Consider the following 12957-nt stretch of genomic DNA (forward strand, 5'->3'; position numbering starts at 1 on the left):
TGCACGCCGACGCCACTGACTGGAGACGCCTGAAATGCTGCCCTTCGCCCAGACTCGCAACCCCATGCCGACCCTGCCCGGCCATGAACTGGTGGAGTTCGATCGGCAGCAGATCAACCTGTTCGCAGCCCAGGTGCAGCGCTGCGAGGCCCACTGGCACGCCGCCGCTGAACTGATCCATGTGCTCCAGGGCCGGTTTGCCATCCGCCTCGACCAGCACAGCCAGGAGTTGGGCCCTGGCGGCATGCTGTACATCAACCAGGAGCGCATCCACGAGTTGCAAGCCTTGGAGCCCGATAGCCAACTGCTCACGGTGCAGTTCTCGCCCCACCTGTTCAATGATTTGCAGCCCGCCCTGCTGATCGACTATCAGGTGGCCGACAGCCTTCACTACAGCGCGCGCGACCGGGAAATCAAAGCCGCCCTCAAGCAACTGGTGGAACAGCAACTGCAGGGCACCGACCGGGATCCGTTTCGGCGGATCGCGCTGATCTACCTGCTGTTGTCCAGCCTGCAACAGGCCAACGCCGGACCGCGCCAGCCGCCGCCGGAGCCCTTGCGCAGCAAAGACCAACAGCTGATCAAGCACTGTATTGACTACATCCACTGCCACTACGAACGGGAGTTGCCCCTGGCGGAAGTCGCCGCCCAGGCTCACCTCAGCTACCACCACTTTTCCAAGCTGTTCAAAAAGGTCAACGGCTGCAATTTCAAGGATTACCTGGCTCAGGTACGGATCAACCGCGCGCGCTTCCTGCTGAAACATACACCGCTGCCGATCACCGAGATCAGCTACAGCTGCGGCTTCAGCGAGCACAAGCAACTGATCGCGGCCTTTCGCACCTACTGCGCCCTGACCCCCAGCGAGTACCGCAAGCAGTACCTGTCACAACTGCAACGCGACTACCACGATGCCGGGCGCGATGTTCGCTGTCTGGAATGGGACAGCCGGCTGATGGGCCTGCTGGACCCGTCGCCGTAAACAGGCCGGCCGCGACGTGCCCCATCGAGGCCGCCCTGGGCCTCCAAGGCGCCGGCCAGCGCTATGGGGTTGGGCCCGCCGTATCAATGCTCACCACCACCGACATGCCCGGGCGCAGGCGTTGGCTTTCATCCTGGTCGGGGTCGACGCTGATGCGCACGGGCACGCGCTGGGCGATCTTGACGAAGTTGCCGGTGGCATTGTCGGCTTGCAGCAGGCTGAATTCGGAGCCGGTGGCCGGTGAGATGCGCTGCACCCGGCCATGGAATCGGCGGTGGTTCAAGGCGTCCACGGTGAAGCTCACCGGCTGGCCGATACGCACTTGGTCCATCTGGGTTTCCTTCATGTTGGCGATCACCCACAACTGGTCGGGCACCAACGCCATCAACTGCGCCCCGGAGTTGACATAGGCCCCCAGGCGCACGCCGATCTGCCCCAGTTGGCCATCCCGCGGGGCCAGGATCCGGGTGTTGGACAGATCGATGCGGGCCAGTTGCACCGCGGCCTCGGCATTGGCCACGGCGGCTTCCAGGGACCCGCGATTGACGATCACCGTTTGCAGGTCTTGCCGGGCTATTTCCAGGGACGCCTGGGCCTGTGCCACGGCCGCCACGGTCTGGGCGTTGGCGGCGCGGGCCACGTCCAGCTCGCGCTGGGACACTGAACCGTCGCTGACCAGGGCTTCATTGCGCCGCAGGTCTGCCGCGCTCTTGCGCGCCTGGGCCTGGCTGTCGGCCAGGGCGGCCTGGCGCAGCTTGATGGTGGCTTCGGCGCTGTTGCGTTGTTGCAGCACATTGGCCAGCGCCGCCTTCTGCACCGCCAATTGGGCCAGGGACTGATCCAGGCGCTGCTGGTAGATACGGTCGTCGAGGCGCACCAGCAGGTCGCCCGCCTTGACGAACTGGAAGTCCTGCACCGGCACCTCGAACACATAACCGCTGAGCTGCGGGCCGATGATGGTCACCTGGCCACGCACCAGGGCGTTTTCGGTGCTTTCGATGGCGCTGCTGAACGGCGGCAGTTGCCAGGCGTACAAGACAATCAGCACACCGGCCAGGGCCACCGCGGCAAAGCCCAGGGACGAAAGCAGGCGCACCCGCAGCGAGCGCGGCGCAGTGGCCGGGCTGGACGGTGGCGCCGTGCCCTCGGGGGTGGCGGCAATGGCGTTGGTGGTCGTGGTGGTGGGTTCGCTCATGAAGAAGGGGCACCGCTGGGTTGAGTGGGCGCGGCCGCCGGCTCGACCGCTCGGGTCGTGCTCAGCAGCCACAGGCTACGAATGAAAATCCAGATCATGGTCAGCACGGCGATCACCGCGATCAGCATGAACACGTCGTTATAGGCCAGTACGTTGGCCTCCCGGGTCGCGGCCGTGGCCAGGCTGCGAATGCCCTGCAGGGTGCGCAGGTCCGGGTCGGCGATCAGCGAACCATAGGCCGAACCGCCGCTCTGCACCCGGGCCAGGACCCGGGGGTCGAGCAGGGTCAATTGCTCGACGATATGGCTGGAATGCACCTTCTCGCGGATGACCTGGTAGGTCCCGAGCAAGGCCGCGCCGATCAGCCCGCCGAGGTTCTGGCAGATGCCGAACAGCACCGAGAAACTCACCAGGTTGCGCGGGTTGGTCAGCACGTTGCGGGTGCCCAGGACCATGGTCGGGCCGAGGAAAAACGTGCCGCCGAAGGCCAGCAGGAACTGGCTCAGGTACATGTTGGCCGGGCGCGTCAGGTTGCTGGAGAAGCTGTCCATCACCGAGCCCACGGCCATCAGCGCCAGGGAAATGATCAGCGGCATAAACAGGTGCGCCGGGTTGATGGTCAGGGCACTGGTGGCCAGCCCGGCGATGCTGCCCAAGAGCATCACGCCATAGAGCAGGCGCATCTGCTCGCTGCTCATGTTCAGCGCCTGGAGAAACCCCACCGCGCCCGTGGACTGTTCGGACAGCACCATGCGAATCAGGATCACCGCCAGGGCCAGGCGGATGATCGCCCCGCTGCCCAGCCAGCGAGTCATCAGCATCGGGTTGCTGCGGTTATGTTCGATGCACAAGCCGGCCATGATCAGCACGATAGAGCCGGCCGAGGCCAGGCCGATCCACGGCGCTTCCAGCCACCAATCGATGCGGCCCAACGACAGCACCGCACACAGCAGCGCCACGCCGCTGGCCAACAGGACAAAGGTCAGGAAGTCGAGTTTCTCGAAGGTCTTGAAGCGGTCCCCCGGTGGCAGCTTGAGCATGAACACGCAGCCCAGGGAGGTCAGCGCCAGGCCCAGTTCGAACAGGTACAGGCCGCGCCATTCGGCGATCTGCAACAGGTCTTCGGAGAACAGCCGGGCCAGGGGCAAGGCCAACTGGGACGTGCCCAGCCCCAGCACCAAGGCCTTGAGCCGCCATTTCGCCGGAAAGGCCTGAACCATGTAGTACAGGCCCAGGGAGCTGAGCGCCGCGCCGACCATGCCGTGGGCGGCGCGCACGGCAATCGCCGAATTGAGGTCGTTGACGAACAGATGGCCGAAAGTCACCAGGGCGTAGAGCACCAGGAACACTTCGGTAAAGGCCCGCAGGCCGAACTGCTGGCGAAACTTCACCAGCAGCAGGTTCATCGACACGTTGGTCATCACGTAGGCCGCCGGCAGCCAAGCCATCTCCGCCGTGGTCGCCCCCAGCGCCCCTTGCAGGTACGGCAAGTTGGCGATCACCAACGAGTTGCCCAGGCCGCCAGTGAGTGCCACCAGCAGCCCTACCAGGGCAAAGGCCAGGCGCTTGTGGGTGGGGTGCAAAGGGGTCGACGGGGAACCGGGCAAGCTGGGCTTTTCGTGGGGCTGCCACTGGCGCGGGGCGTAATGATCCATTACCTGACCTTGTGCGGTGCGCCGACCACTGCTGTCGGCGCGATACCGCTAAATAGTATTTCAAGGGATGAAGCGAGGCTGATTTTTTTCACCCGCACGCCCTGCCCCCAACACGCCCTTGCCCGCAGCGGGGTGCCCGCCGGGCTGCCGAAAGTCCCTTATCTGGACGCCCGCCCCACAGAAAAAGCCATGTCATCACACAACTAGAAAAGATAGGCGCAAGCGCAAGCCTACGGTTCCGCCTCGCCTTTCTGTGCAGAAATCGCCTTAAATACGGCACAAAACCACAAAAAACCTGTTCCATCCGTGCATTTTTTTCAGCCATGAACGTTGACAAACTCCCCCATGGGCCACAACACTCCGCACAGTCATACGACAACCTACAACATGACGCGCTCATGGAATAAGAACAACAACACGGAGACTCACCATGCACTTCAAACGCACCCTGCTGCTGGCTGCCCTGCCGCTGGCCATCGGTTTTTCAAGCCTGACCCAGGCCTTGGAAATCAAATTCGCCGACATCCACCCCGCCGGTTACCCCACCGTGGTGGCGGAAGAGAACCTGGGTAAAACCCTGGTCAAGGAAAGCAACGGCCAGCTGACCTTCAAAATGTTCGCCGGTGGCGTGCTGGGTTCAGAGAAGGAAGTGGTGGAACAGGCTCAGGTCGGGGCGATCCAGATGGCCCGGGTCAGCCTGGGCATCATCGGCCCGGTGGTGCCAGACGTGAACGTGTTCAACATGCCGTTCGTGTTCCGTGACCAGGCCCATATGCGCAAGGTCATCGACGGCGAAATCGGCCAGGAAATCCTCGATAAAATCACCAACTCCGAATTCAACCTGGTGGCCCTGGCCTGGATGGACGGCGGTACCCGCAACCTCTACACCAAGAAACCGGTGCGCACCCTGGCCGACCTCAAGGGCATGAAAATCCGCGTGCAGGGCAACCCGATGTTCATCGAGACCATCAACGCCATGGGCGGTAACGGCATCGCCATGGACACCGGGGAAATCTTCAGCGCCCTGCAGACCGGGGTCATCGACGGTGCGGAAAACAACCCGCCGACCCTGCTTGAGCACAACCATTACCAGAGCGCCAAGTTCTACAGCCTGACCGGGCACCTGATCCTGCCGGAACCGATCGTGATGTCGAAGCTGACCTGGAACAAGCTCACCCCCGAGCAGCAGGCCCTGGTGAAAAAGGCCGCCCAGGCCGCCCAGCTGGAAGAGCGTCAACTGTGGGACATCAAGTCCGCCAGCAGCGAGGCCAAACTCAAGGCCGCCGGCGTCGAGTTCATCACCGTGGACAAGAAGCCTTTCTATGACGCCACCGCCAGCATCCGCCAGAAGTACGGTGCCCCGTACGCCGAGCTGATGACCCGCATCGAAGCCGTCGAATAACCCCCTCTCTTTCCGCTAGCAGGCCCGGCCGAACGACCGCGCGCAGGCGTGGGCGCTCGGCCCGGTTACGGTGAAACCCGATGAAGAAGCTCGTGCTGAGCCTCAATGACCGCCTGTACATGACCTGCATCTGGGTCGCCGGGCTGTCGATCCTGGCCATCTCCCTGATCATCCCCTGGGGCGTGTTCGCCCGCTACGTGCTGGGCACCGGCTCCAGTTGGCCGGAGCCCACGGCGATCCTGCTGATGATGGTGTTCACCTTTATCGGCGCCGCCGCCAGCTACCGCGCCGGCGCCCACATGGCGGTGGCCATGGTCACCGATCGCCTGCCGCCCAAGGCCAAGGCCGCTGCAGCGCTGCTGGCGCAACTGTTGATGGCGACCATCTGCCTGTTCATGACGATCTGGGGCACCAAGCTGTGCCTGGCCACCTGGAACCAATTCATGAGCGCCCTGCCGACGTTACGGGTGGGCATCACCTACATGCCGATTCCCGTGGGCGGCGCCGTGACCCTGGTGTTTGTCCTGGAAAAACTCTTGCTGGGCGACCAGAGCCAGCGCCGCGTGGTGCGTTTCGACCTGGTCGAAGAAAACGAAGGGGCCGCGTAAATGGATGCGCTGATTCTGTTGGGCAGCTTTATCGCCTTGATCCTTCTCGGCATGCCGGTGGCCTATGCCCTGGGCCTGTCGGCGCTGATCGGCGCCTGGTGGATCGACATTCCGTTCCAGGCCCTGATGATCCAGGTGGCCGGCGGCGTAAACAAATTCTCCTTGCTGGCGATTCCATTCTTCGTGCTGGCTGGGGCCATCATGGCCGAGGGCGGCATGTCCCGCCGACTGGTGGCCTTCGCCGGGGTGCTGGTGGGCTTCGTGCGCGGCGGCCTGTCGCTGGTCAACATCATGGCCTCGACGTTTTTCGGGGCGATTTCCGGCTCCTCGGTGGCCGACACCGCGTCGGTAGGCTCGGTGCTGATTCCGGAAATGGAACGCAAGGGCTACCCCCGGGACTTCTCCACCGCAGTGACTGTCAGCGGTTCGGTGCAGGCGCTGCTGACGCCGCCCAGCCATAACTCGGTGCTCTATTCCCTGGCAGCCGGCGGCACGGTGTCGATTGCCTCGCTGTTTATGGCGGGCATCGTTCCGGGCCTGTTGATGAGCGCCTGCCTGATGGTGCTGTGCCTGATCTTCGCGAAAAAACGCAACTACCCCAAGGGCGAAACCATCCCCCTGAAACAGGCGCTGAAAATCTGTGGCGAAGCGCTCTGGGGCCTGATGGCCATGGTCATCATCCTCGGCGGCATCCTGTCCGGGGTGTTCACCGCCACCGAGTCGGCGGCGATTGCCGTGCTCTGGGCGTTCTTCGTCACCATGTTCATCTACCGCGACTACAAGTGGCGTGAACTGCCCAAGCTGATGCATCGCACGGTGCGGACCATTTCCATCGTGATGATCCTCATCGGCTTCGCCGCCAGCTTCGGCTACATCATGACCCTGATGCAGATCCCGTCGAAGATCACCACGATGTTCCTGACCCTGTCGGACAACCGTTACGTGATCCTGATGTGCATCAACGCCATGCTGCTGATGCTGGGCACGGTGATGGACATGGCGCCGCTGATCCTGATCCTGACGCCAATCCTGATGCCGGTGATTCTGGGGATTGGCGTGGACCCGGTGCATTTCGGCATGATCATGCTGGTCAACCTCGGGATCGGCTTGATTACCCCGCCGGTGGGCGCGGTATTGTTTGTCGGCTCGGCAGTGGGCAAGGTCAGCATCGAAAGCACGGTCAAGGCCCTGCTGCCGTTCTACGCCGTGCTGCTCCTGGTGCTGATGGCCGTGACTTACATTCCGGCGCTGTCGCTGTGGTTGCCGAACCTGGTGCTCTGAGCGCACCGCTGAAAACCCCGGGCCCCGCCAAGGCGGTGGCCCGGGCCCTCTTTCCCTTGCCTGGTGCCGTTGCATGCCTGCACGCTTGCTGACCCTCGAAGACTCATTCACCCGCCTGACCCTGGCGCCCCAGACAGGCGCCGCCATCGTCAACTGGAGCGTACTGGGCAGCGACCTGCCGCTGTTGCGCCACAGCGACACGGCGGCCATTGAAAGTGGCCTGCCGGGCAAGCTGGGTTGCTATGGCTTGATCCCCTGGTCCAACCGCATCGCCCAGGGCGGCTTCCAGTGCCCCGAAGGCTGGCTGCCCCTGACGCCGAACAACCCCGGCGACCCGCTGCCGATTCACGGCAGCGCCTGGCAACAACCCTGGGAAGTGCTGGAGCAGCAGGCCGACAGCGTGCTGCTGGAGTTGCACGCCGACTACCCCTTCGCCTACCGCGCCCGGCAACGGGTGCAGTTGAAGGACGGTTGCCTGAGCATTGAACTGCAGGTCACTCACCTGGATTCGGCGCCGGCCTGGCATGGCCTGGGCCTGCACCCTTACTTCCCGCGGCGGGCCGACAGTCGCTTGCAGGCCCATGCCGAGCAGGTCTGGCATTGCGCCGAGTCGCGCCTGCCCACCGAACTGGGCGCATTGCCGCCAGCATGGAATTTCCGCCAGGCCAACGACCTGCCGCCAACCCTGGTGGACAACGGTTTTACCGAGTGGGACGGCCAGTGCCGGATCATCGAAGCAAGCGCCGGCTACCAGTTGCTGTGCCAGGCCAGCGGCGCCGACTACTTCCTGCTGTACTGCCCGCCGGGTAAGGCGTTCTTCTGCTTCGAGCCGGTCAGCCACCCGGTCAATGCCCACCATCTGCCGGGGCACCCGGGGCTGCGGCTGTTGGAACAGGGGCAAAGCACCGAGCTGACGTTCAGCCTGCAGTACCAGCCCCTGTAAGACGGCCTAGAGCCAGCCCAGCCAGCTCCAGTAGGTGGCGGCGAACACCAGCAGTAACAGGTAGCCCACCAGGGTCACGATCACCCCGACCCGGGCGAACTGCCGGGCGGTGAAGGTTTCAGTGCCCAGGCAGACCATGTTCTGCGGGGCGTTGATCGGCAGGATAAAGCCGAAGCTCACGGCAAACCCCAGGAGCATGGTCATGCCCAGGCGACTGAAGTCCCCAGGCAGGGTTTGCAGGACCGCCATGAGGATCGGCAGCAACGCCGAGGTCAACGCGGTGGCACTGGCAAACCCCAGGTGAATCAGGATCAGGAAGCCCCCAAGGATGGCAAACACCGCCAGCGGCCCGAGCTGATCCAGCCCGGTGCGCCCCACCACCTGGCCGCCCAGCCATTGCCCGGCGTGGGTGGTCAGCAGGGCCGAACCGAGGCTGATGCCAACCCCGAAGACAATCACCGTGCCCCAGGGAATCCGCGCCTGCACGTCCTTCCAGGTCATGATGCCGATCCGTGGCAACAGCAGGACTACCAGCCCGGCGTAAGTGGTCGTGGTGGTGTCGAAGGCGTGCAACTTGCCTTCCGTGGCCCAGGCCAGAAGCAGCAGCACCGACACGCTGAGCAAGCGTTTCTGCGGACCGCTCATGGGGCCCAGCTCCGCCAGGGACTGGGCCACCGCCTCCTTGCCGCCGGGGATGCTGTCGCTTTCCGGTGGCAGCAACTTCAGCACCAGCCACAGCAGCACCACGGACATGATCAGGGCCCAGGGCGCGCCGGCAATCAGCCAGTCGATCCAGGACACGCGCTGGCCGAGCATCTTGTCCATAAAGCCCAGGGTCAGCAGGTTCTGGGCGGCGGCAGTCTGGATCCCGACGTTCCAGATGCTGGTGCCCTGGGCCACCACAATCATCAGCCCGGCGGCGATGTTCGAGCGCTTATCCACGCCAAAGGCGGCAATCACCCCCATCATGATCGGCACCACGCAGGCGCTGCGGGCCGTGGCGCTGGGCACCAGCAGGCTGAGGAGAATGGTCACGGCAATGGCGCCGATCAGGATGCGCCGGGTGCTGGTGCCGACCCGGCTCAGGGTAATGAGAGCGATGCGCCGGTCGAGCCCGGTGTGGGTCATGGCCGCGGCGATAAACAAGGCGCCGGTGACCAGGGCCAGGGCCGAGTTGGAAAACCCGGTCAGGGCCAGGGTAATGGCGGCGGAACTGCCGTAGGTCTGGCTGGGGTCCTGCAGGGTGGGGGCGGTGCCGATCAGCACCGCCATCAGGGCGGTGATCATGATGGCGCTGGCCTCGTAGGACACTGCCTCGCTGATCCACACCACCACGGCAAACGCCAGGATCGCCAGCATGCGCTGCCCTGCTATCGGCAAGTCGGCGGGCAGGGGCAACAGCAGCACACCGATCATCGCCAGTACGGCCAGCATCAATCCCAGGGGTAAACCGGCCTTGACCGCAGGTGCTTGAGTGGCGGGCATGGGCCTAATCCTTATTCAGATGAAAGGTCGGCAGCATGCCGGGAAACACCCGCGGCCGCTTTGATAAAGGTCAAGCCCGCGGGTTTGCGCCGGTTCCAGGTCGGTAAAAAAGTGGCTTCAACGGGCTTTCGGCCGTGGCCAGAAAATATTTTCTCTCCGCGACCGCACATTTTTTTGCGCAGAAAGGTCAAAGTGCCATCAAGGCGACAAGGAGTCGACGTGATCACGACCAACACTCCCGCTGCAGGTGCCTTTATGCTGAAACTCATCGCGTTGAATCAATTGCGGATGGGCATGTACATCCATCAATTCTGCGGTTCCTGGCTGGACCACTCGTTCTGGAAAGCCGGCTTCATCCTCGACAGCCCCCAGGACTACCAGCGTCTGCAACGCTCCAATATGCACAACCTCTGGATCGACTCGGCCAAAGGCCTGGACCTTGCGCCCAGCGAGCCGGTTATGACCGAGCATGACGAGGCGCTGTCCGCGCCCACCCTGCGCCGCCCGCCCCAGGTGCCCATGAGCGAGGAACTGGAACGGGCACGCACGCTGTGCGCCCACTCCCGGCAAGCAGTGATGAACATGTTCCAGGAGGTGCGCCTGGGCCGGGCCGTGGACATGCAGCACGCCGGCGCCCTGGTGGGGCGCATCACCGATTCCCTGCTGCGCCACCCCAACGCCCTAATCAGCCTGGCGCGGCTGAAAACCGCCGATGACTACAGCTACATGCATTCGGTGGCGGTGTGTGCCCTGATGATCGCCCTCGCTCGCCAACTGGAACTGCCCGCCCAGCAAGTGCAACAGGCCGGGATGGCCGGGCTGTTGCATGACATCGGCAAACTGACCATCCCCGACAGCATCCTCAACAAGCCGCACAAGCTATCGGACAGCGAATACGACCAGATCAAGCACCACCCCCAGGCCGGCAGCGAGATTCTGCGACAAAGCCAGGAGGTGGACGCACTGGTGCTCGACGTGTGCCTGCATCACCACGAAAAGGTCGATGGCTCCGGCTACCCGCACCAATTGGAAGGTGAGCAGATCAGCCTGTTCGCGCAGATGGGCGCAGTCTGCGACGTGTATGACGCGGTGACCTCAAACCGCCCCTACAACCGCGGCTGGGACCCGGCCGAGGCGATCCATCGCATGTCCGGCTGGGACGGCCATTTTGACACCCGGGTGTTCCAGGCCTTTGTCAAAAGCGTCGGCATTTACCCGGTGGGTTCCCTGGTGCGCCTGCAAAGCGGACGCCTGGGGGTGGTGCTGGAGCAACATGCCAGCTCGCTGCTGATGCCCAAGGTCAAGGTGTTCTTTTCGACCCGCTCCAACCTGCCGATCCAGCAAAGCGTGCTCGACCTGGCCAAGTTGCGCGGCCAGGAACGCATCATCGGCCGTGAAGCCCCCGAGGACTGGGACTTCAACTACCTCGAACAGCTGTGGACCGGGGTCGCCCACTAAAACCCCGCCCGCCTCCTGTGTCCGGCCTTAGCTGCCCAAGCTCAGGCCATTGGCCGGCAGCGGCAGCGCGGTCTTGTAGCGCACCTGCTTGAGGGCAAAGCTGGAGCGGATATTGGCCACCCCCGGCACCTTGGTCAGGAAGTCCATCATGAAGCGCTCCAAGGACTGGATGGTCGGCACCAGCACCCGGATCAAATAATCCGGGTCACCTGCCATCAGGTAGCACTCCATGACTTCCGGGCGGTCGGCGATGGCTTCTTCAAAGTGCTGCAGGGCCTCCTCCACCTGTTTCTCCAGACTGACGTGAATGAACACGTTGACGTGCAGCCCCAGCAGCTCGGCATCCAGCAGGGTCACCTGCTCGCGGATCACCCCCAACTCCTCCATGGCCTTGACCCGGTTGAAACACGGGGTGGGCGACAGGTTCACCGAACGGGCCAAGTCGGCGTTGGTGATGCGGGCATTCTCCTGAAGGCTGTTGAGAATGCCGATGTCCGTACGGTCCAGTTTGCGCATGAGATAAAACAACCTTCTTTTTGTGGTTATGCAGAATTTTTATCTGCAAATAACCGCCAGCGCAATGAAACACAGATAAATATTCTCCTTGGCCCGGCCTATGATGTTTGTAGGACAAGATTTCCCTTACCCAGGGAATGACAGTCAGCTAAGCGCGCCCAATTACAAGAATTCACAAGATCGAGCGTAATAAGCCATGAACCAAGCGTACGAACCGCTGCGCCTGCACGTTCCCGAACCCTCGGGCCGTCCCGGTTGCAAGACCGACTTCACCTACCTGCACCTGAACGATGCCGGCCTGGTGCGCAAGCCCCCCATTGATGTGGAACCCGCCGAGACCGCCGACCTCGCCCGCGGCCTGATCCGTGTGCTCGACGACCAGGGCAACGCCCTGGGCGAGTGGGCCGCCGACGTGCCGGTTGAGATCCTGCGCAAGGGCATGCGCGCCATGCTCAAGACGCGGATCTTCGACAACCGCATGGTGGTCGCCCAGCGCCAGAAGAAGATGTCCTTCTACATGCAGAGCCTGGGCGAAGAGGCCATTGGCAGCGCCCAGGCCCTGGCCCTGAACATCGATGACATGTGCTTTCCCACCTACCGCCAGCAGAGCATCCTGATCGCTCGCGACGTGCCACTGGTGGACATGATTTGCCAACTGCTGTCCAACGAGCGCGATCCGCTCAAGGGGCGCCAGCTGCCGATCATGTATTCGGTCCGCGAGTCGGGCTTCTTCACCATCTCCGGCAACCTGGCGACCCAGTTCGTGCAAGGGGTGGGCTGGGGCATGGCCTCGGCGATCAAGGGCGACACCAAGATTGCCTCGGCCTGGATCGGCGACGGCGCCACCGCCGAATCGGACTTCCACACCGCCCTGACCTTCGCCCACGTGTACCGCGCACCGGTGATCCTCAACGTGGTCAACAACCAATGGGCGATTTCCACCTTCCAGGCCATCGCTGGCGGTGAAGCCACCACCTTCGCCGGACGCGGCGTGGGCTGCGGCATTGCCTCGTTGCGGGTCGACGGCAACGACTTCATCGCGGTCTACGCCGCTTCGCGCTGGGCCGCCGAACGCGCCCGACGCAACCTCGGCCCGGCCCTGATCGAATGGGTCACCTACCGCGCCGGCCCGCACTCCACCTCGGACGACCCGTCCAAGTACCGCCCGGCTGACGACTGGAGCCACTTCCCCCTGGGCGACCCGATTGCCCGCCTCAAGCAGCATCTGATCAAGATTGGCCAGTGGTCCGAAGAGGAACACGCGGCGGTCAGTGCCGAGTTGGAAGCCGAAGTCATTGCCGCGCAGAAGGAAGCCGAGCAGTTCGGCACCCTCGCCGGCGGCCAGATCCCTAGCGCCGCCACCATGTTCGAGGACGTCTACAAAGACATGCCCGAGCACCTCAAGCGTCAACGCCAGCAGCTGGGGATCTGA

11 protein-coding genes are annotated in these 12957 nt (G+C 63.6%); 7 read left to right on the forward strand and 4 right to left on the reverse strand.

Features of this window, described 5'->3' with window-relative positions; genetic code table 11:
• Positions 1-34: 34 nt before the first annotated feature.
• Positions 35-982 carry a helix-turn-helix transcriptional regulator gene (locus tag M1B34_RS11195; protein ID WP_268265167.1) on the forward strand — a complete coding sequence of 316 codons (948 nt, stop codon included), beginning with the start codon at positions 35-37 and terminating at the stop codon, positions 980-982.
• Positions 983-1043: 61 nt separating this feature from the next.
• On the opposite strand, the gene M1B34_RS11200 is transcribed toward M1B34_RS11195, so the two are convergent.
• Both M1B34_RS11200 and M1B34_RS11205 read right to left on the reverse strand, forming a co-directional pair.
• On the reverse strand, positions 1044-2177 hold the full coding sequence (locus tag M1B34_RS11200; RefSeq protein WP_268265168.1) for an HlyD family secretion protein: 1134 nt from the start codon (positions 2175-2177) through the stop codon (positions 1044-1046).
• Positions 2174-3832 carry an MFS transporter gene (locus M1B34_RS11205; protein ID WP_268265169.1) on the reverse strand — a complete coding sequence of 553 codons (1659 nt, stop codon included), beginning with the start codon at positions 3830-3832 and terminating at the stop codon, positions 2174-2176. Before M1B34_RS11205 ends, M1B34_RS11200 begins: the two co-directional genes overlap by 4 nt.
• Before the next feature lie 430 nt (positions 3833-4262).
• On the opposite strand from M1B34_RS11205, the gene M1B34_RS11210 reads away from it, so the two are divergent.
• From M1B34_RS11210 to M1B34_RS11225, 4 genes are all read left to right on the forward strand, one after another.
• Positions 4263-5234 (forward strand): TRAP transporter substrate-binding protein, encoded by a 972-nt coding sequence (locus M1B34_RS11210; RefSeq protein WP_268262147.1) that lies wholly within the window; start codon positions 4263-4265, stop codon positions 5232-5234.
• A gap of 80 nt (positions 5235-5314) precedes the next feature.
• On the forward strand, positions 5315-5842 hold the full coding sequence (locus M1B34_RS11215; RefSeq protein WP_123331987.1) for a TRAP transporter small permease: 528 nt from the start codon (positions 5315-5317) through the stop codon (positions 5840-5842).
• Positions 5843-7123, forward strand: a complete 1281-nt coding sequence (locus M1B34_RS11220; protein WP_268262148.1) for a TRAP transporter large permease — start codon at positions 5843-5845, stop codon at positions 7121-7123.
• A gap of 73 nt (positions 7124-7196) precedes the next feature.
• Positions 7197-8066 carry an aldose 1-epimerase gene (locus M1B34_RS11225; RefSeq protein ID WP_268265170.1) on the forward strand — a complete coding sequence of 290 codons (870 nt, stop codon included), beginning with the start codon at positions 7197-7199 and terminating at the stop codon, positions 8064-8066.
• A 6-nt stretch (positions 8067-8072) separates the two neighbouring features.
• Here M1B34_RS11225 and M1B34_RS11230 read toward each other — a convergent pair whose 3' ends face one another.
• Positions 8073-9551, reverse strand: a complete 1479-nt coding sequence (locus M1B34_RS11230) for a DASS family sodium-coupled anion symporter (RefSeq protein ID WP_123331981.1) — start codon at positions 9549-9551, stop codon at positions 8073-8075.
• 255 nt (positions 9552-9806) lie between these two features.
• Between M1B34_RS11230 and M1B34_RS11235 the strand changes: the two genes are divergently transcribed.
• Positions 9807-11009 carry a cyclic di-GMP phosphodiesterase gene (locus M1B34_RS11235; protein WP_268265171.1) on the forward strand — a complete coding sequence of 401 codons (1203 nt, stop codon included), beginning with the start codon at positions 9807-9809 and terminating at the stop codon, positions 11007-11009.
• A gap of 27 nt (positions 11010-11036) precedes the next feature.
• Here M1B34_RS11235 and bkdR read toward each other — a convergent pair whose 3' ends face one another.
• Positions 11037-11525, reverse strand: a complete 489-nt coding sequence (gene bkdR, locus M1B34_RS11240; protein ID WP_123331977.1) for a Bkd operon transcriptional regulator BkdR — start codon at positions 11523-11525, stop codon at positions 11037-11039.
• Between the two features lie 196 nt (positions 11526-11721).
• Between bkdR and M1B34_RS11245 the strand changes: the two genes are divergently transcribed.
• Positions 11722-12957 (forward strand): 3-methyl-2-oxobutanoate dehydrogenase (2-methylpropanoyl-transferring) subunit alpha, encoded by a 1236-nt coding sequence (locus M1B34_RS11245; protein ID WP_123331975.1) that lies wholly within the window; start codon positions 11722-11724, stop codon positions 12955-12957.

Source organism: Pseudomonas morbosilactucae (genome assembly GCF_023241715.1).
Lineage (GTDB): Bacteria > Pseudomonadota > Gammaproteobacteria > Pseudomonadales > Pseudomonadaceae > Aquipseudomonas > Aquipseudomonas morbosilactucae.

What these genes read in the sequence shown, in the direction of transcription:
- M1B34_RS11195 (WP_268265167.1), top strand. Translation starts at nt 35, where the DNA reads ATGCTGCCCTTCGCCCAGACTCGCAACCCCATGCCGACCCTGCCCGGC.
- M1B34_RS11235 (WP_268265171.1), top strand. Translation starts at nt 9,807, where the DNA reads ATGCTGAAACTCATCGCGTTGAATCAATTGCGGATGGGCATGTACATC.
- M1B34_RS11215 (WP_123331987.1), top strand. Translation starts at nt 5,315, where the DNA reads ATGAAGAAGCTCGTGCTGAGCCTCAATGACCGCCTGTACATGACCTGC.
- M1B34_RS11220 (WP_268262148.1), top strand. Translation starts at nt 5,843, where the DNA reads ATGGATGCGCTGATTCTGTTGGGCAGCTTTATCGCCTTGATCCTTCTC.
- M1B34_RS11245 (WP_123331975.1), top strand. Translation starts at nt 11,722, where the DNA reads ATGAACCAAGCGTACGAACCGCTGCGCCTGCACGTTCCCGAACCCTCG.
- M1B34_RS11230 (WP_123331981.1), bottom strand. Translation starts at nt 9,551, where the DNA reads ATGCCCGCCACTCAAGCACCTGCGGTCAAGGCCGGTTTACCCCTGGGA.
- M1B34_RS11225 (WP_268265170.1), top strand. Translation starts at nt 7,197, where the DNA reads ATGCCTGCACGCTTGCTGACCCTCGAAGACTCATTCACCCGCCTGACC.
- M1B34_RS11210 (WP_268262147.1), top strand. Translation starts at nt 4,263, where the DNA reads ATGCACTTCAAACGCACCCTGCTGCTGGCTGCCCTGCCGCTGGCCATC.
- bkdR (WP_123331977.1), bottom strand. Translation starts at nt 11,525, where the DNA reads ATGCGCAAACTGGACCGTACGGACATCGGCATTCTCAACAGCCTTCAG.
- M1B34_RS11200 (WP_268265168.1), bottom strand. Translation starts at nt 2,177, where the DNA reads ATGAGCGAACCCACCACCACGACCACCAACGCCATTGCCGCCACCCCC.
- M1B34_RS11205 (WP_268265169.1), bottom strand. Translation starts at nt 3,832, where the DNA reads ATGGATCATTACGCCCCGCGCCAGTGGCAGCCCCACGAAAAGCCCAGC.